Source organism: Vibrio sp. D431a (assembly GCF_030248655.1).
GTDB lineage: Bacteria > Pseudomonadota > Gammaproteobacteria > Enterobacterales > Vibrionaceae > Vibrio > Vibrio alginolyticus.
On record NZ_JAHGAP010000016.1, the window covers coordinates 73,030 to 91,931 of the forward strand.

The window sequence follows — 18,902 nt, forward strand, 5'->3', positions numbered from 1 at the left end:
TGCAATCACACATTTTCAATAAACTTATCTCACCAAAAAGGCTAACATCGCTGGGAAGCCGTACCATTTTATTATCTTTCCTCAACAACATGAGCTACAGAGAAAATGTTTTCAACGACGCTCTATTGTCATGTAGTTAACAAGCTGCTTTCCCTATTACTCTGTTAGTTACAGAGCAAGCCTCGAAGAAGTCCTCTTATTTTTTGCCTTCAAAAGCAACAATATGAATTCTGTTAATCACACATCAATACCGTGTGTCTCTGGTTAAGCCCGAACACGATTTACAAAAATAAAAATAAGAATGTGTTACATCATGATTTATTGTCGTTTTCAAATAAGTCAACAAGAGCAACAATAATCTTTCAAAACTTATACTTAGTTCAAATATCTGACTCTTAACCATGAGCTTCAGGTGATATTATTATGCAACTAGGATTATTATCCCGCCCATAATCAAAACTATGTCTAAACGCCCACCTTTTTGGGGTCTATTCGCTGTCGTACCCAATTTTTCCTATCACCTTCTGATTTGGGTTTAGCGTGGGCTAATTAGCAATGTCGGTATAAACCATGAATCATTCTTGCCATTCCCATACGGACATGGGCTTTGAAGTCGATCTGAAACAAGCACTTATCTGGGTTGCTCGAGCACTCGACTATGTAGGTGTTGATGATACGCACCATAGCCACCGTGTCGCTTACATCGCTTACCAATGTGCTCGGGTCATGAACTGGGAACCAGAAAAAGCGGAGTTTTGCTACTTCGCAGGGATGATCCACGATTGTGGGGTCTCCGAAACACAAGAACATAAAATGTTACTTGAGGAGTTGGTGCCACAAGACGTAAAAACACATTGCTTAAGAGGATACCGAAGCCTCAAGCAGTGTCGTTTGTTGCGTCAGTTTGCTACACCTGTTCTTTACCACCATACACATTGGAGTGAACTAAAATATCTTGATTTACCGCCTTTTGAAAAAGAGGTCGCTGCCCTACTCTATTTAGCCGACCGTCTCGATTTTATGCGTTCCAAATACGTCATGAACTGCCACTGTGACATTGTCACACTTCATGAAGAACTAATTGCAGAATGCATCATGGCAAACGCTGGAACTTTGTTTAATCCAGACATGGCTAAGGCAATGGTTAAGCTCGTTATGACCGACGCATTTTGGTTCGCGATGGAGTCTGAAAATATAGAAACCATCGGATTAAACTTTAAAAGCATTGATTGGCTTCAAAAACAGCTCACCATCCAAGATATGAATAGTTTGGGCATGTTTATCGCTCGAATTGTTGACGCAAAAAGCCCATTTACTTATCAACATTCGCAAAAAGTGGCGGAGTTATCTCGGTATCTAGCCATCAAGCTTGGGTTCTGTGAGCACGACCAAGAGATGTTATTTATTGCTGGGTTGGTGCATGATATCGGAAAGTTAAAAACACCAGATGAGATTCTTCATAAAGAAGGCTCTCTTAATAAAAAAGAGTATACGCGTATTAAACGCCATACAATTGATACTCAGCTCGCATTACACAAAGTGTTTCCCAACGCTAAAATAGCGGAGTGGGCCTCTAATCATCACGAGCGTTTGGACGGTTCTGGCTATCCTTATCATAAAACAGGAGACGAACTCGATGTACCATCGCGTATTGTCGCGGTTGCCGATGTTTTTCAAGCTCTGTCTCAGGACCGTCCCTACCGAGGACGAATGGCTCAAGCACAAATCGCCGCGATTATGGGCGAGCAAGTCGCTAAACAAGAACTTTGTTCTGACGTCTATGCAGTGCTAGAGCGAAACATGACCGAGTGTTACGAGCTATCAACTAATGTTTAATCGATAAAGGGCGTATCTACGCCCTTTGCTGATTTTGTGCAGGTTGCAAATCAATCATTTTGCAATATCAAGTACATTGTCTCGCACACCATTGATTCTGAACCAACCTGCAATACTGAAACGCTCAGCATTGGTCGGTAAAACCTCATGCGGGAATTGCTCAGATAAGAATAAAAGTAAGCGTCCCGATTGAGGAGGGATGGTTGCTATCTTATTATCATTTAGATCGTAAACCACCAATTCACCTGCATCCTTTTCCGTCCAAGATTCGTTCATGTAAAAAACGGTTGTCAATCGACGGTTTTCATTGCCCTTAAAACAATCTAGATGCTTTTGGTAGAAATCCCCTTCCTCGTACTTGGCAAAGTGAGCTTCATACTCAAAAAGCCCCAGAAACAAGTGACGGTTCACTTCTTGGCGTATTTCTTCCATCTTATCTAAGTAAGAAGTAACCGCGTGCCCCATATTGGGCGATAACCATTGAATTTTGTCACTTCGAATTGACTCAATACGTGTCACATCGTCATTACGACCAATACGCGCTTTTTTCCAGTTACTTGGAATGCAGTCTCGTAATTGAGCCACTTCTTGTTCAGAAAGAAAATCATCCCAGATGTAGTAGCCATGGGTTGCTAACGCATCGATCATTTTATCCATTATTGTCGTTCACTCATATTAGTTGGGCGGTCTATATAAAAAATCTTCAACCCCACAACAAATGCGATTTTTTGTCGAAACGACAACAAAATAAAAAGAGACTAAAAATAGGTGATGACGAATATAAAAATGCCGCTCATATGAGCGGCAATATCTTTTATTATTGACGAGCTTCTAATCTCGTTGGATGAACTCGCAACGGACTAAGACGTTTAATAGTCGGGCGTTGTTTGTTTTTTAACTGGATATGACAAAGTTCCAGAATTAAGCCGAATGCCATCGCAAAGTACACATAACCTTTGTTGATATGAATTTCGAAGCCTTCTGCCATCAATAAACCACCTAACAAAACGAGGAATAACAAAGCAAGTGTCTTAAAACCAGGGTAACACGACACCAGGTTATTGATTTTTTCTGCTGTCATGACCATCACGATAGCAGAAGAAACAATCGCTGCGACCATAAGTGGGACATCACTTGTCAAACCAACGGCGGTTATCACCGAGTCCATCGAGAATACAGCATCCACGGCAACAATCTGCAACAGAACTACCGCTAAACCAGTACGGGCGTGAGTTGAGTGAGCCGACTCGTTGTGATTTAACCAACTCCACAACTCTTTCAGGCTTTTAGCCAAGAGGAATGCACCACCCGCAATCATGATAACGTCTCTTCCGGTAAACGCATGGTTCGCCAAAGAAAATAGCGGTTGAGTCAGTTGCATGATCCAAGAGATTGAAAACACTAAACCAATACGAGCAATAACAGCAAGACCAATACCAAGGTTTCTTGCCAGCTTACGTTGGTGCAGCGGCAGTCTTTCACATAAGACAGAGATAAAAACGACGTTATCAACGCCTAAGACAACTTCAAGCGCAAACAAAGTGGCGAAAATAGCCCAAGCTTCTGGTTGCATAAAAAGTTCTAGCATGAGCATGTCTCCAATAATAAGAAGACATATGGTGAAGGGTTTTGTCGACTAAAGGGGTCGTCCATTAATTATTTATACCTTTGTTACTGAGGGATCATGAGTAAATCACCAAACAATCAACAAAACAATATCTATTTTAATTAACAAGGAACAAGTTTAATTCGTGTACAAATCAATCAACTCCTCCAAATTGATTAAAATTACATAGAAGCTTTAGAATTGAATAAATGAAAGCATTAAAGTCCAACAAAACTAAGATAAATTTCTAGACTTATAAGCACCATCAACCCTTATGCAACCCATTAAATGCATTGAGTTCAAAGAGAAACAGGCGTGTTTCCGAGATAAACAATAGTAAAAATTTGTTTCATGCTGATATACTGCCAAAAATCATAAGAAACCATGCTATTTATGGACTACATTGCTCTTTCGCGTATAAGCCTTAAACATCTAACTGTTTTACATATGTTGTTAACCACTCACAGCGTCACACTTGCGGCAGAACGCTTGTGTGTAACACCATCGAGCGTCAGTAAAACGCTCGGACAGTTGCGCGAAACGCTAAAGGATGACCTTTTTTACCGTGATGGCACTCGCTTAGTGCCGACAGCATTTGCGCTGCATATAGGCCCATCAATCCATGGCATACTCTCCAGTATGAATGGATTATTACATCAAGGCTCTTTCAATCCGGCTTACTATCAAGGTAGTTTTTCATTAGCAATGCGTGAAAGTTCATTTGAGCTCTTTGCGCCAGTTCTACAGCACTTGTCCCAACAACTGAGCAACCACGCGCACTTGAATGTCCATGCGAAAGAGGAAATGAGCTTCGATGCATTAGCAAGAGGTCAAGTGGATTTTTTGTTGCTTCCTCACGATCTCAGCCAACCACCCACACAAAATAAAGACTTGGTCTGGAAAACCATTTTGAAAGACGAAATGGTTTGCTTAATGAGAGCATCGAACCCACTCGCTGAGCAACCCTTATCTGTTGAAAGTTACCTTTGTGCAAGACACATCGGTATTCATGATAAAGATCTGTCACAACCTTATTTTGAGCAAAATCTCACCCAAAGGCATTCAAAGCGAAACTTGGCCATGCGTGTAGCCGACTTTGGTTCAGCTGCGGTGATGTGTCAGCACTCGGATTACTTGTTCACATGCTCCAAGCTTTGGGCAAGAGCGGCAATGCAAGCAAAAGGTTTGGTTGAACAAGCTCTTCCATTCGATTACGGACAGGTAGCCTACAGCCTCGTTTGGAACAAAGCGAGCTTAAACGATCCCGCTTTAAAATGGTTACAGCAACAATTACTCGACGCCTGCGCCATGTTAGATGCCTGTGATGCGTAAGCATAGATAAACAACGGTACTACGTGAGTACTGTCGGCACTGTGATAGGGTTACTCACGTAGCATCGAAGCTCTGATTTTAAGCGTTCGATATCATGATGAGAGCACATATCCCAAGTTAACGCCTCCCCCACTACTCCGTGATGCTGAAAGGCATTTAAACGGATAAGCACCGATTCAGGAAGAGTACTCAAGTAACGCCCAATTGCTACGATTTCTATATCTAAATCACTTTTTTGGGGAATATGCAGTAAGCGGACCTCGTACAATTTTTCGTGCTCAACAAGGTACTGAAGGGTTTTAAATACACGATGATTATCACGCCCAGTTAGCCACTGATGCGTCTCCGTCTGCCACGCTTTCAAATCGATCATTGCGCCATCCAGAAAAGGTAGAATACGCTGCCAACCAGCAACCGCTAAAGAACCGTTACTGTCGATGAAACAAGAGAGGTGCCGTAATTCAGGATCTTGTTTTATCCCTTTAAACAGCTCAATAATGAAAGGAAGTTGTAAGGTAGATTCCCCACCGGATACAGTAACACCACTGATGAAAAAGCGATGTTTGCGTATCAAATCGAGCATTGTTACTACAGAGTAGTCAGTAATTTTTGGATTAGATTGGTTCTGACATATCTCTATACAATGATCGCAGTGGGTGCACTCCTCTTTAAGCCAAACAACGTTGTTGTTTTCGTCGAACTTCAATGCGCCTGCTGAACATTCACTCACACACTCACCACAATGATTACAATGGTTTATCGTGTGAGGATTGTGGCAGTTCAAACACTGATAGTTACAACCCTGTAGAAAGATGACTAGACGATTTCCTGGCCCATCAACACAAGAGAAAGGAAGGATACGAGTGACTTTTGCCAAAAGGCTTCCACTTCGTCTAGACATCTTGTTCTTTCCTAAACCGAACTTATGCCTGCGTGTAAGTCGGTGTTACTTCATGACTCACCACACGTGGCGAGCGTTCTAAAATTTTGGTATTTTTTGCTGCTTCTGCACCTAGAAACGTCGTGTTGGTTCTCGAACCTTCTTTATCATATTTCGCGACATCTGAAAGTTTGATCATGTAGCCTGTCACGCGAATTAAGTCATTTGAAGTGACATTCGCGGTAAACTCACGATAACCAGCATTTAGTGCCCCTTTACATAAATTGAACATCGCTTCTGGGTTAGATTTCACCGTTTCATCAATCGTCAAAATATCGCTGATACCCGCACGATAATACTGATGATGCTTCGCCGTTGCTTGTACATAAGTGACAGGGTCTGGCTCTGCACCATAAGGCAGACGTACACCTGGCGTAACATCATGATCTAAGCTAATGCCGCCTTGTGCATGTAAGAGCGCTTTGCCATCTAAACCATATTTCACCGGGGTTGAGTCCACCAGTTTAGCCAGTGTTGCTGAAATATCATGAGCAAAAGTATTTGCTCGATCATTTTTTCCGTATCGCCCTATTTGCCCTTCTTTTTCAAATAGAAGGTTTACCGCTTCGGCCATGCCGTAAACGCCATACATTGGCGCGAAATAGGACTCTTTTATCAACCCTTCTTGCGTCAAAAAGCCTTGAAAGAAGTTCGATTTTTCATGCAAGTGCGTGCTTCTTGCGTTTATGAGCTCGACCATTAATCGATGGTAAGAAGGCAACGCACTGTTTAAGAAGTCGTTACAGTCTGATGCTCGTTTTGCAACTTCTTTTAAATTCATTCGCACCAATGTGTTCGAGCCACCTGCTAATGGAAGCGAGTTGTAGCAACTTACAATACCAAAGCGTGAGCCGTTGTAGGCTTTCGCGTGCATTGGGTAATTGGCGATATGCGGTTTACTGCATTCACAAATGTTCTGTGTCGCTTGACGAAGTAAGTCATCAGGCGTAACTGTCTCGTCGTACATAAAGGTGAGATTCGGTGCGATCTGCTTGAGCTCCGCATCTACTTTTAAAACAGTGCGACAAATAATGTTGTCTGTCGGTCCGACATTCACATGCATAAACGCATCTGGCAATGTGCGATCCAGCATGACCCAAAAATGTTTTAACTTTTTGTAAATCTGGCTCTCTGTTAGGTCGCCTATGTAAGGCAACAAGACATCATCTAACTGACCTAAGTAAACCGGAATGTTCGTTACCGAAGGAACATGATGGTAAATGATGGTCAGCATGTTCAACGCATCATCGAAATCATCAGCCGGAGACAACTCTAGATAGTCTGAGCCTTGCGATAGAAATTTAGCGTAATCAGGCAACACGTAGCGAGGTTTAAACGGTGCATGACCTTCAAACATATCGCAGATGATGCCTTCATCCATTGCTTGTCTCAGTGATGGAGATACGGTCATATAAGGAATGTACGATTCCGCCTCTAACGCTAAAAAACTCGACTTCTGTTTTGGAGAAAGACGGACGTCGGTCGCGATATCTAGAAAACGTTGTTGTAGTTTAGAAAGGCTTGTCATCTAAGATATTCCTACAAAGTAACCACAAGCCCACAAGACAAAATACGAGCTCTACCCCTAAAGAGTAACGTGATTTTACTCCTGCTTGACTATTGCCACTAATGAAAATAAACAAAACGTCTATTTCCATTCTGGAAATAAGACAAAGCTAAATTAGCGCATTCCAACTTACTATATGGGAAAACCTAACTGCGTACCGAAATCTGTCTTATTTATCGGTTTGCCGTCGACAACATCACGCCTGCACCAATAAATACTCCACCAGTCAAACGATTGAACAACTTCGCCCTTCCAGCGACAAACAACCAATCGGAGGCTTTTACCCCTAACAATGCATAAAATGTTAGCCAGCTAAGCTCAAAAACCACAAATGTAGACGCGAAAATCGCGTATTGAGCCAGTAGCGGTGCGGAAGGTTCAATGAATTGAGGAAACAAAGCGGTGAAAAAGACTATCGCTTTGGGGTTACTAGCGCCAACAATGAAACCACTAGTGAACGCGCTGAACGCTGTCGCGGAACTTTGAGTCGTTGCCGTTTTATTAAAATCTGTCTGAGATGAGCGCAACGCTTGAATACCTAACCAGATTAAATAAGCGGCGCCACACCATTTGATAATATTAAAAACTAACTCAGATGAAGCAATGACAACTCCCAGCCCGGTAAATGAGAGCGTAAGGACGATCGTAATCGCAGATAAACTGCCAAGCGCAGTCATGAAAGCAATACGAAACCCACTACTCACTCCTTTACTTAAACACAACAGTGAGCTTGGTCCTGGTGAAGCTGTGAGCACGAGAATGGCAAGAGTGTAAAAAATCCATGTATCTATTTGCATTGGCATCCCTTCCAGCAAAATGAGGTTTATAGCCCATTGTGTATAGAACTATTTTATCGCCCGGTTTCTATCCATGAAGCCGAGGTCTTAATAACCATCTTGCATCTAAATAACTTAGAAAAAATTAATAGATAGTTATGCAAATAAAATACGATCTACATGCAAGGATGTAAAGCCTGTTGTATAAGCTTATCTATTTCTCTTAATCATAAAAAGGCTTAGGATCGATCTCTAACGATGAAGGCGCTATCGCTCTTTCAATTTTGTACGCACTCGTTTTTAAGTCCACCATCGTGACATCAGTGTATCGTTTATACTTGCGGGAGTAGAAACATTTCACTTCTGGCTTTAATGCTTGAGATTCATTTGAAGACCAAACAATACCAACACGCCCATCGTTCAACTCGACAATAGAGCCTACGGGGTACATCCCAATGCAATTAATGAATTTGTAAACTAAGTCGGCGTCTAAATGAAATGGCGTTAGACTCAACAAGATTTTAAACGCTTCGGCAGAACTCATGCCTTTTTTGTAACAGCGATCAGCCGTTAGCGCATCGTAGATATCTACGATACAGCTCATACGGCCGTGAATTGGAATCTCCTCCCCCTTCAAGCCTCTAGGATAACCATTGCCATCTAACTTCTCGTGGTGCATCAAACAAACATCACGGCTTACGTCACTAAGTCCTTTTACGTGAAGGATAATCTCACCTGCGAACACTTGATGTAGCTTCATATGTTCAAATTCTTCAGGCGTTAGCTTCGCTGGCTTGTGCAAGATCTTATCATCGACTTTAATTTTACCTACATCATGAATAATGCCACCTACAGCAAGCTGTTTTAGCGTTGGCTTATCCAAGCCCAAGTACTTACCGAATGACACTAAAAGACAAGCGACATTGACGGAGTGTTCCAATAAGTAAGAGTCTTTTTTTCGGAGTGCAGAGACACACTGCAACGCATCTGAGTCAATCAAAACACTTTCAATGACATCGTCAGCCCAAGCTTCTACTTCATCAACTTCAATGATTTTTCCTTCAAAAGTTTGATTCAATAGTTTCTGCGCCAAATCTTTTGCTTCGGCGATCAGCTTTTTGGCTCGCTTGTGTTGGATGTCTCTCGAACGATAAGTTCGTTGACCCCTCTTAAAATCTGAGTGTTTCTGCTCTCTCGTCTCTTTAGTGGCATCAGTTGATTCATCTACAGGCTTGAAGACACACTGCTGCGAAGATAATGTTTGATCTACCCAAACATACTTTACGCCACTTGTAGCAAGCTTCTTAATGCCTTCAGGGCTAGATATCCGCCCTGCATTGGCTAAATTGACGCGCTTGTTGTGCTCTATCGCGGTAACAAACATACCAACGCCGATATCAGCGAGCGCAATTTTGATTGAATTTTTCGGATCGTACTGCATATAAAGAAGGCTTACTCGATATTAACGTCCGCATTATAAGAGATTTGATTACTTGGCGTGATAATAAATTTGAATTGATTACAATTAATGAGCATCCTGTCAATTAATAATCGGTCGCGCTCATTAAGTCCTTTTTGTTATTATGGTTTTATCCAAGATAACATATATACAAATGACGTTAGAAAACAGCACATTGATACCGACACAACTGAAAATAACTTTAGGATAATTATTCATAAATATTTATAGATTGCGGACGGCATCAATAACTGTATTTTATAAATGATTTTTACTGTTGACTATTTTTTATAAATGTCGATGATTAGCCGCCTAATCTTAGTATGTTATTAACCTAGTAGCGCATAAAATGATAGCCAAACAATTTGAACTGACACTTTTGTGATTGTAATGTACGCCAGCAGATCAACTCTATGTTATCAACCCCAACACTCATCTCTGATGCTAAAAGGCTCGAGGAGGAAATATCTTGACCACCATATTTGACCAACAAGTCTCAGATAGTGACCGAGAGTTCCTAAAAATCGTCGAAGAACGATTCATTCATATCTTCGATGTATTTAACGAAGGCCTCTTTTACATGGATGAGTTTGGCACCATGGTATTTTATAACAAGGGCTTTTATGAGCAGCTTGGTATCAACGCTGGTCGAATCAGCTTAGAGCAATGGTTAGACCTTGTTCACCCTCTCGATCGAGAAAGACTCTCCACTCGGGTCGATGCTCACATCATTACCAACAACACAAGGGTCACAACGACCTACCGCGTGCGTAAACCCAATGGACAGTACGTCTGGATTGAAGGCGTAGCCATGACCAAAGAAACAGAACATGGTCATTATATGGTTGGTAGCCACCGTGATATTTCTGAACGCAAGCTGATGGAAAGCTACATTCATCAAGTCGCATTTCATGACAATGCGTCAGGTATGGCTAATCGCGCCCATCTCTTGCTGGATATTGAAGATAGTGTGCGAGCCACCGATTCTTGTGCATCTATCTGTTACATTCAGATAGAAGAGATTAAATCTTACTTAAATCAATATGGCAGCGAGTTGGTCGATGGGTTAGTGGAAAAATTGCTACAAACTCTCAGTCACCTACCTTCTCCAAATAGTTCTGTATATCGCGTACATGATGATGACTTTGCGATTTTGATTCACGATGAATGCTCGGTAGAAACGCTGCAAAGTTATGCCGAAAGTTTAAAGGAAACCTACCACGAGGCAGTGATTGAAGAGGGCCAATACTTAGGAAGTAACATTAGTATTGGTTTGTATCCTTGCATAGATCCAAGTCACTCAGCAGAGGAAATATTACGTAAAGCAGCACGAACTTGTCAGTACGCAAGCGAGCAGAATAAAGACCGTGTTGCGGTTTACAGTGAGAAAACTCAGCATGCCGTAGACCGTTATTTCTTTATTGAACAAGGTCTAAAAAGTGCACTAGAAAAACAGACATTAAGCGTTAAGTTTCAGCCAATTATTGACGCCAAAAGCTCAAAAGTAGTGAGCTTCGAATCTCTGGTTCGCTGGCGTAGCAAAGAGTTTGGCGAAATTTACCCAGACGAATTCATCCCCGTCGCAGAGAACAAAGGTTTGATTGTCGAGCTCGGATATCAAGTCTTTGCCAAAGCGTGTGAATTTATCAAAAACTACCGTGAGCGTTACCAAAACCAAGTTCGCGTCAACGTGAATGTTTCTGTACTTCAGTTAATGAACAGTGAATTCCCTGCGCGAATTAAAGCCATGGCGGATGAGGTTGGTGTCGATCCTGAGTCTATTGTGTTGGAACTAACAGAAACGTTTATTTTGGATAATAATCAGACAGCCATTGCCCCTCTGAATACCCTCAGGGAACTAGGATTTGCACTCTCTCTGGATGACTTTGGATCTGGTTACAGTTCATTAAATAGCTTCTTCGACCTCCCGATGACACAAATCAAAATTGATAGGTCGATGGCGTGGAAAACACTAACCAACCGCTCTTCACAAGAATATCTGAAGTTTCTTATCACTATGTGCCAGGAAAATAATATTGAAGTAGTGATTGAGGGAATTGAAGACGCCAAAATGTGTGAATTTTTTACCGAAATGGGCGTCGATTATCTGCAAGGTTATTGGTTCTCTAAGCCACTTTCTGTTGCCAGTGCAAGCCGCTATTCGTTGAGTTAAGCATACTAGAGCAATATTCCGCACGGCCACGTTAAACATGCTGAACTATTCACTATAGATTTCAGACACTAACTGGCCGTGACGAAAACAAGCTTAATGTCCCCCGATTAACGTAGACGTTCAAACACCACACTCTGATCTAAATGTTCGTGATACTGAGTGTAATCTAAGCCCACATCAAAGATATATTGGGTCACCAGGTTTCTAACGCACTCTATTAATTGGCTTGCTTGCCATGGTTTTTCAAAGTAGCGGTCAATGCCTGCGGAGTTGATCGCATTAATCGTATCGGTGTGCGTCGCTTGCCCGGTAAGAAGCACTTTCCTCGTAAAGCCAAAACGACCGTCCTTTGATACATCGGTCAGCAGCTCTACTCCCGTTTTACCTGGCATCACATGATCGGAAATAATCAATGCGATCATCTCGCCTTCTGCATCAAATTCATCCATCAGTTCTAGAGCCTCACCTGCTGATTCGCAGTCTTCGACATTCAACCACTGATTTAACGGCTCTAAATCTTGTAGAACCGCGCTTAGTACCTCTCGTTGGTCATCAACGCAAATTACATTAAGCTTCTCCATGTTCACCCTCTACTGGTAACTTGATTCTAAAAATCGTTTTTTCACTGTCGCTCTTTACTACAATAGAACCGTTATATCCGGCGATAATGCGCTTCACAATCGACAGACCTAACCCTAAACCAAACGACAATCCCCCCTTTTTAGTGGTGAAGTTTGGCCGGAAAATTTTTCTACGTGTCGCTTCATCAATTTCTGGTCCGTTGTTAGCAATCGTGACCAAAATTTTACCCTTACTCTCCCGAGTATGTATTTCGATACCGGGTTTCTCCGTTTCACCAAGTGCATCGCACGCATTCTTTAATATATTTACCCAAACTTGGACGAGTTCGGTTTGAGAACCAATAAAAGCAGGTAAATCCGCAGGGCTAAAACGAACACTCACTCGTCTTAAGTCACTTTGCAATAGAGCCAAGGCGCGATTGATTGAATCATTGATGTTAATCGCTTCATCCAAGTCGATATCCGTGCGCCCCAATTGTTTTACGGATCGTACAATGCCAACGGTATGTTTAGAGGCAATGCGTAAGTCATGGAGATCTCGTCCCATTTGCCAGAAACGTATCGCTTCTTCTGGTCTTTTTAGCCAATGTTCCGAAAGGAAATTATTTGGAACGGCACGTGCAAGATCACGAGCAACCTCCTTGGTTAAACCGTAGTATTTTTCGAAGTGGCGCCCCCGCTTTCTCGCTTCGCTAGAAGAGACTTTCTGCCCTTGCATTAAACCAAAATCAAAAAATTGACTCGCTTCCGGATGAACTTCTTCAAGCAGTTCCATGATAACTGTCTCTAGCCGTTCTGATTTACTGCTTACAACGCCTATCGCATTGTTCAACTCATGAGCAATACCCGCTGCAAGCTGCCCCAACGTTGTCATTTGCTCTGCGGTATGAAGCTTTTGTAGTGCTTTTTCTTTAGCCAATGCCTCTTGCATTGCGCGCCGTTGACGACGAGATAATTCGTTAACCATCACAGGCATAAATTGTGTCGTCAATGGTCCGTATATCGCCTCTTCCACGGCGGGTGTATCACGTTGTATCCAAGCCAATTCAACATCGGTTTGAGCAATCACTGTCGAAGAGGCAGTCCACGTACCAGAAAAGAAACTGTGTACGCCAATAAACGCACCTTGAGACGCAGAAAATACCTGGATCGGTTTCTTGTCATCTTCCGCGTAATAGCCCGCCAGCTCTCCCGAAAGCACATAGTACAAGCGATCGTTGTAGCCTGCTTGCTCAATAAGCACCGACCCGGATAAAACCGTTAATCGGCGTTCAAGGTGATTAAAGTAGCGTTGTACTAACGCGTCTAACTTCGTTTCGTACATGGGTTATCCAATATGCCCAACAGTATGTAAAATCCACACCATCACAAAACTGAGTAATACGCCAATCACGCCTAGCACGGCACCGATACGAGCCATTTGGCCGCTCTCGACATGCCCTGTTGCATGAGCTAACGCGTTTGGTGGCGTACTGATTGGTAACGACATACCGAGTGAAGCGGCAAATGTCACGACCAAGATTAGAGTAACTTCAGCGCCGAGAGGCGTTAGCGAAGCCATAGAAGTACCCAGCGCAGCCATAATCGGCATCAGCAAGTTTGCGGTGGCTGTATGCGACATAAAGTTTGCCATTAACAAGCACAAGAAAGCCGCACCAAACAAGACAACATATGGCGAGAACTGATCAAACGGTATGCTGTGTACCACCAGCTTCGCAAGCCCGGTTTTATCTAGAGCAAGGCCCAGAGCAATACCGCCTGACACCAACCAAAGCACATCCCAAGAGATTTTCTTCAAGTCTTCTTTGTTGATGATGCCCGTCAAAGAGAACACTGCGACCGGAATTAATGCTACTGTGTAAGAATTCATTCCATGTGCAGAACCCATCAACCAAAGAATAATCGTGCCGGCAAAGGTGACGTAAACCATTATTGCTTTGGGTGTTTTCAAAAACTTGCTTTTAATGTTCAGATCGATGGTGGTTTGTTCGGCTTTATACAAAAAGCCAATCAGAAACCAGGCTAACGCCATCATCACAATAACGAATGGCACACCAAATACCATCCATTCACCAAACGTAATTAAGTTGTCACCAACCAAATATTTTAGGGCGATGGCATTCGGTGGCGTGCCGATTGGAGTACCAATGCCACCAATGTTGGCCGCAACAGGAATACACAAAGCGAATGCAATTCGACCTGGGTCTTTAGGCCCGAAAACTGCTATCACAGGGGTTAAAATGGACAACATCATCGCTGTTGTTGCGGTGTTTGACATAAACATGGAAAAAACAGCTGTGATCAGCATCAACCCCAGCATAACGAACTTTGGTTTTTGTCCAAATGGTTTGAGTAACACTCGGGCTAAGTTGACATCTAACCTGTACTTTGTCGCCGCCATAGCCAAAAAGAAACCGCCGAGGAAGAGCATGATAATCGGACTAGCGAAGGTCGCCATTATCTCGTTATATTGTAATAGCTCACCAAAATGTGGCTGCCCTTCTTGCAAACGAAAGAGCACAATACCTTTATTTGATACAAGCAATAGCTCTAGGACAATGATCACAACCGAAGTGGCGTAGATTGGAATTGGCTCGAATACCCAGCAAAGTGCGGCAAGCAAGAAGATTGCAATCACTCTTTGCTGGACGATAGTAATGCCATCAAATGGGAACGCAGAGAGAGGCATTAACCAAACAAGCAATGGTATCAATGTTGGAACAACGTATTTGAGATAAGGGCGCATAGTACTACTTCTCTTCCTGAGATGGTTAGCCAGACACATTTGGCGTTTGGAACGCTATTACCCGCCGCAAAACCAAAACTTTCAGACTGTTTTTAAGCCTTCAGAGACGAAATGCGGTAATGGCGTTCCAGAGAAGATTATGTACACTGTTTTCAAACAAAACGTTGGTGCGAGATCAATGAACTCGTTTTCACATTGGAAAACATTTTATATCTGTGTTCAAGCTCACTAAATGCTCACTATTTAAGTTAAATATACTTTTCCATCATAAAGTTAGTTAAGGTTTCTCCCCTAACCTCAACACGTTGTCGAGACTTAACTGTGAAACCCATTTTCTCGTAAAAAGGTCGGGCGGTAATACTCACTTCAGAATACAGTCGTTTTATCCCCTGTACTTTCGCCTGTGAACAAAGAAAAGACATCAAATCACGACCAACACCTTGTCCTTGGTATTCATGATGGCAAAAGAAATGATCAATCAAGCCGTCACCTTGCAAATCACAATAGCCAACGACCTGCCCTTCTATCTCCGCGACGTATGGTTGAATATCGTCCATTTTTCGTTGCCACACATCGAGGTCAAAATCTGATGGTGCCCAAGCGGAAACTTGTGATTCCGTATAATCGCGACGATTAATGATTCGCACAGTATGGTAAAAGAGTGCCCACAGTGTTGGGGCATCCTCGGTGCGATAACAGCGTATTGAGAGCATCAATTTCCTCATTCCTATTCAATAAATACTAAGCATTAACGCAAAGTGATACTAGTGAACTCATCATTTTCAATGCCAATCACTAAAGGCTTCCCAATCTGATCACTGTTCATCAATACGGTAGTATTCAGCTCACGGCTTGATCTGCGTATATTGCTTTTTCTTATGATATGAATATTCACAATATAATCGGAATACTCCTTTGTGATTCCGCCGGAAAATTCTACGTGCTCACTTTCATTGTCTCGGACAACATGAAATTTTCGATTGGCTTGAATATCAGTACTGATGGAGGAATCACCATAGTTCAGCACAACGGACGTTGGTTCGCTATCTTGATTGGCAAAACAGCCAAATGCGAACATGCTTAATGCGAGTATACTTTTTGATTTAAACATTAATTATTCTATTTCTAGTTATTTTTCTGCTATTTGCATGACCAAACAGCACTTGTTCTGTGAGCGCCTATTGTGCCATAGCTGAACGCTGACTCTAAACGCGCAAAAAGATGAGCGATGAAAATTCCGCCCAAAACAAGCAAATGTGAGACAATGTGAGGGTCCCAAACTCACTCAATTAGTCAAAATCCACTGTAAGCCTCTGTTTTTTAATGCTTTTAATGCATGTGGTCGTGTAAGGAATACATACAACCTCTTACTTTTTCATACGCAACTAGACGAATCGTTCGAGAAATACGGCATCGTCTATGCCACATGTTACAAATCGGCTTACCTTATTATTACGTATGAACTGGAATTATGGCACTAACTTCCCTCTCTCTTTTAATAAGGAGAGGATTTCAACAATCAGGCTTGCCACGTTTTTATAGCTAAAATCAGTAGAGCGTTACCAACATCGGTTGGTCTAGGAGCAATAAATGAAAGACCTTCTCAACTTTACTCACCTTGTAAAAATTGGGTTCATGTCAATCGCGGTTATGCTGGGTGGATGCACTCAAGGAGATTGGCGTACTGCTAGCAGAGAACCTGCGGGTATCGCACCCGACCCTTCTAATGTTAAGCATGCTGTGATTGAGTTTTACGCCGCAGATGCGTTTGGTTGGCGAGGCTGGTTTGCTGTTCATACATGGTTTGCAATAAAGCCTGAAAATGCGAACGAATATACAGTGTATGAAGTAGTCGGCTGGAGAGTGAATCGCGGACAACCCGCTCTATATCAGTACCAAACTGGGACGCCAGATCGATATTGGTATGGTGCAAAACCAGAAAAGATCCTCTCCATACAAGGTGAAAAGGCCCGCCAGCTTATCCCTAAAATACAAAGTGTTATTAACCAATACCCTTGGGCTGAAGAATATACGCTGTTTCCAGGGCCAAATAGCAATACATTTCCGGCTTGGGTGGGTAAACAAATTCCAGAGTTAGAGCTAAACTTGCCGTTTCGCGCAATTGGTAGCGGTTACGCCAGCGATTAACAGCAAAGGTTAGTCACTGGCTCGTTTTATGTTCAGCATAAAGCGCAATATCTATTGTGCGTCGTCACCCAACTCCGTTCTATTTCTTCCATTATGTTTCGCTTTATACAGTGCATTATCGGCGTCTTTCATTACCGCTTCAATTGGTGTGTCATTGCCTTTCCAGTGAGAAACGCCCAACGAAACCGTGACCTTACCAACCACCTGAAAGTCATGTTGTTCCACGTTGTGTCTAATACGCTCTGCAACATCCATAGCGTGGTTTACGTCTGTTTTTTCCAAAAACATCATAAACTCTTCACCGCCAGAACGACACAGGTGATCATTAGAGCGAGCTTGGTCTTTCATTAACTGCGCAAACTCTCTAAGTAAGTTGTCACCCACGTCATGGCCATAGTTATCGTTTACGCTCTTAAAGTGGTCAATATCTAGCGCCAAAACAGAGAACGCGGTATTTTCCTGCTTAAACAAACCAAGAACTTTATCTAATCCACGTCGATTCAATAATCCAGTCATCGAATCTGTTAATGTATCCAGTTGCAGCTTATCAATGGTTTTTGACACGATACCAAATGCTTTAAGAAAACTAAGCTTCAAATGTGAGACCTCAAAATACCAAGACTTAACCAGTTTGAGATCATCGATAGATGATGAATGTTCTTCGACACCTCGCACAGCACCCGCTAACTGCCAAAGTGGTCTAGAAATAAGAAGGGACAAGAACCAAATTAGCAACAAAGTTAATAAACCAATTGGAATCGACTTAAGGAAAACATTCCACATCTGTTCATCTAGCACAGATAACGTCATCGATTTCGGGCGCTGAGCAACAATTCCCCATCCTGATGACTTTACTGGCGCATAACCAGCAAGCATTTCGACGCCGCGAGAGTTAACAATTTCTTTGTTGCCGCTCTGCCCCATCGTCACCGCTTTGATTGCTTCATTATCGTCGATTACTTCACCAACCCTCGATTGATCTGGGTGATAAATCAGAGTGTTACTCTCATCGACAACGTAAAGGAAAGAACCATCTTTGTATGCGTGCTGGCTGAGTAACTCTGCGAGAATATTTTCTTTTTCTAGATAAATAGTGCCGCCGATATAACCTAAATATTCATTAGATTGAGAAAATATAGGGTATGAGATGGTTAACAAGTAATTTCCAGCGGGCGATATAAATGGTTCAGTAACAACTGGTGCTTGAGCGTTTAAAGATTGGCGTTTTCTTTCACCCACTAACCTTACACCTTTCACCTGAAGTGTTTCAGGTGATACGGAAATAATAACCCCTTTTGCATTAACGACAACCACAGAGTTAAATGATTTGGTTTGCGTTCTTAATCTCTCAGCCTCTTTATCAAGAAGCTGAGCGTCATGCATCTTGTCTTTTAGCACGTTCGCACTGTATTTTAGCTGCGACATTGAGCTTTCTATGAAAGAGTCTGTCATTTCAGACATTTTTTGGGCGTAAACACGGTTTGATTCTAACGTGTTATTGATGATGAGATCCCTTTGAACACGATAAATCGAGTAGAATGCGTTGATCAAAGTGACAAGCACACTGAACACACATAGGGTGACAATAAGATTTCTAAGATTGAGTTTTTCTTTTCTTCTAAAAGACATTGCCAATGGCCAACTTTGAAGGCTTTCTATATGAATGAGCGTATAGGTTATATGAAATTGATTTGATTTTCAGGTAGTAAGTTGGGATCAATGTTAATATTTGCTCACA

16 protein-coding genes are annotated in these 18,902 nt (G+C 42.3%); 4 read left to right on the forward strand and 12 right to left on the reverse strand.

Annotated features, from left to right (window positions below; genetic code table 11):
* Positions 1-570 precede the first annotated feature (570 nt).
* Entirely contained in the window at positions 571-1,836 is a 1,266-nt protein-coding gene (locus KJB35_RS15205) for an HD domain-containing phosphohydrolase (protein WP_213907941.1), read from the forward strand.
* Positions 1,837-1,890: 54 nt separating this feature from the next.
* On the opposite strand, the gene KJB35_RS15210 is transcribed toward KJB35_RS15205, so the two are convergent.
* Positions 1,891-2,493, reverse strand: coding sequence for a 2OG-Fe(II) oxygenase (locus KJB35_RS15210; RefSeq protein WP_005377733.1), 603 nt, complete (start codon positions 2,491-2,493; stop codon positions 1,891-1,893).
* 160 nt (positions 2,494-2,653) lie between these two features.
* On the reverse strand, positions 2,654-3,424 hold the full coding sequence (locus KJB35_RS15215; RefSeq protein ID WP_017820626.1) for a TerC family protein: 771 nt from the start codon (positions 3,422-3,424) through the stop codon (positions 2,654-2,656).
* A gap of 411 nt (positions 3,425-3,835) precedes the next feature.
* Here KJB35_RS15215 and KJB35_RS15220 point away from each other — a divergent pair, with 411 nt between their 5' ends.
* Positions 3,836-4,774 (forward strand): LysR family transcriptional regulator, encoded by a 939-nt coding sequence (locus KJB35_RS15220; RefSeq protein ID WP_005377737.1) that lies wholly within the window; start codon positions 3,836-3,838, stop codon positions 4,772-4,774.
* A 19-nt stretch (positions 4,775-4,793) separates the two neighbouring features.
* Here KJB35_RS15220 and KJB35_RS15225 read toward each other — a convergent pair whose 3' ends face one another.
* From KJB35_RS15225 to KJB35_RS15240, 4 genes are all read right to left on the reverse strand, one after another.
* Positions 4,794-5,675: a YjjW family glycine radical enzyme activase gene (locus KJB35_RS15225; RefSeq protein WP_021033867.1), complete on the reverse strand. Its 882-nt coding sequence runs from the start codon at positions 5,673-5,675 to the stop codon at positions 4,794-4,796.
* A gap of 22 nt (positions 5,676-5,697) precedes the next feature.
* The gene (locus KJB35_RS15230) at positions 5,698-7,242 is read right to left on the reverse strand and encodes a YjjI family glycine radical enzyme (RefSeq protein WP_213907939.1); all 1,545 of its coding nucleotides are present in this window, start codon (positions 7,240-7,242) and stop codon (positions 5,698-5,700) included.
* A 212-nt stretch (positions 7,243-7,454) separates the two neighbouring features.
* On the reverse strand, positions 7,455-8,078 hold the full coding sequence (locus KJB35_RS15235; RefSeq protein WP_193837399.1) for a LysE family translocator: 624 nt from the start codon (positions 8,076-8,078) through the stop codon (positions 7,455-7,457).
* Between the two features lie 202 nt (positions 8,079-8,280).
* On the reverse strand, positions 8,281-9,498 hold the full coding sequence (locus tag KJB35_RS15240) for an HD-GYP domain-containing protein (protein ID WP_193837400.1): 1,218 nt from the start codon (positions 9,496-9,498) through the stop codon (positions 8,281-8,283).
* Between the two features lie 487 nt (positions 9,499-9,985).
* Here KJB35_RS15240 and KJB35_RS15245 point away from each other — a divergent pair, with 487 nt between their 5' ends.
* Complete coding sequence (locus tag KJB35_RS15245) at positions 9,986-11,689, forward strand: bifunctional diguanylate cyclase/phosphodiesterase (RefSeq protein WP_005377743.1); 1,704 nt, start codon at positions 9,986-9,988, stop codon at positions 11,687-11,689.
* Positions 11,690-11,796: 107 nt separating this feature from the next.
* On the opposite strand, the gene KJB35_RS15250 is transcribed toward KJB35_RS15245, so the two are convergent.
* From KJB35_RS15250 to KJB35_RS15270, 5 genes are all read right to left on the reverse strand, one after another.
* Entirely contained in the window at positions 11,797-12,270 is a 474-nt protein-coding gene (locus tag KJB35_RS15250) for a response regulator (RefSeq protein WP_005377744.1), read from the reverse strand.
* The gene (locus tag KJB35_RS15255) at positions 12,257-13,594 is read right to left on the reverse strand and encodes a sensor histidine kinase (RefSeq protein ID WP_017820621.1); all 1,338 of its coding nucleotides are present in this window, start codon (positions 13,592-13,594) and stop codon (positions 12,257-12,259) included. Before KJB35_RS15255 ends, KJB35_RS15250 begins: the two co-directional genes overlap by 14 nt.
* A gap of 3 nt (positions 13,595-13,597) precedes the next feature.
* On the reverse strand, positions 13,598-15,016 hold the full coding sequence (locus KJB35_RS15260) for a DASS family sodium-coupled anion symporter (protein WP_238843119.1): 1,419 nt from the start codon (positions 15,014-15,016) through the stop codon (positions 13,598-13,600).
* A gap of 248 nt (positions 15,017-15,264) precedes the next feature.
* A complete protein-coding gene (locus tag KJB35_RS15265; RefSeq protein WP_053350583.1) occupies positions 15,265-15,729 on the reverse strand; it encodes a GNAT family N-acetyltransferase in 465 nt (154 codons plus the stop codon).
* A gap of 35 nt (positions 15,730-15,764) precedes the next feature.
* Positions 15,765-16,127, reverse strand: a complete 363-nt coding sequence (locus tag KJB35_RS15270; RefSeq protein WP_017634013.1) for a hypothetical protein — start codon at positions 16,125-16,127, stop codon at positions 15,765-15,767.
* 479 nt (positions 16,128-16,606) lie between these two features.
* On the opposite strand from KJB35_RS15270, the gene KJB35_RS15275 reads away from it, so the two are divergent.
* Positions 16,607-17,164 carry a DUF3750 domain-containing protein gene (locus KJB35_RS15275; RefSeq protein WP_054574115.1) on the forward strand — a complete coding sequence of 186 codons (558 nt, stop codon included), beginning with the start codon at positions 16,607-16,609 and terminating at the stop codon, positions 17,162-17,164.
* 51 nt (positions 17,165-17,215) lie between these two features.
* On the opposite strand, the gene KJB35_RS15280 is transcribed toward KJB35_RS15275, so the two are convergent.
* On the reverse strand, positions 17,216-18,793 hold the full coding sequence (locus KJB35_RS15280) for a sensor domain-containing diguanylate cyclase (RefSeq protein WP_005389121.1): 1,578 nt from the start codon (positions 18,791-18,793) through the stop codon (positions 17,216-17,218).
* Between the last annotated feature and the right edge of the window lie 109 nt (positions 18,794-18,902).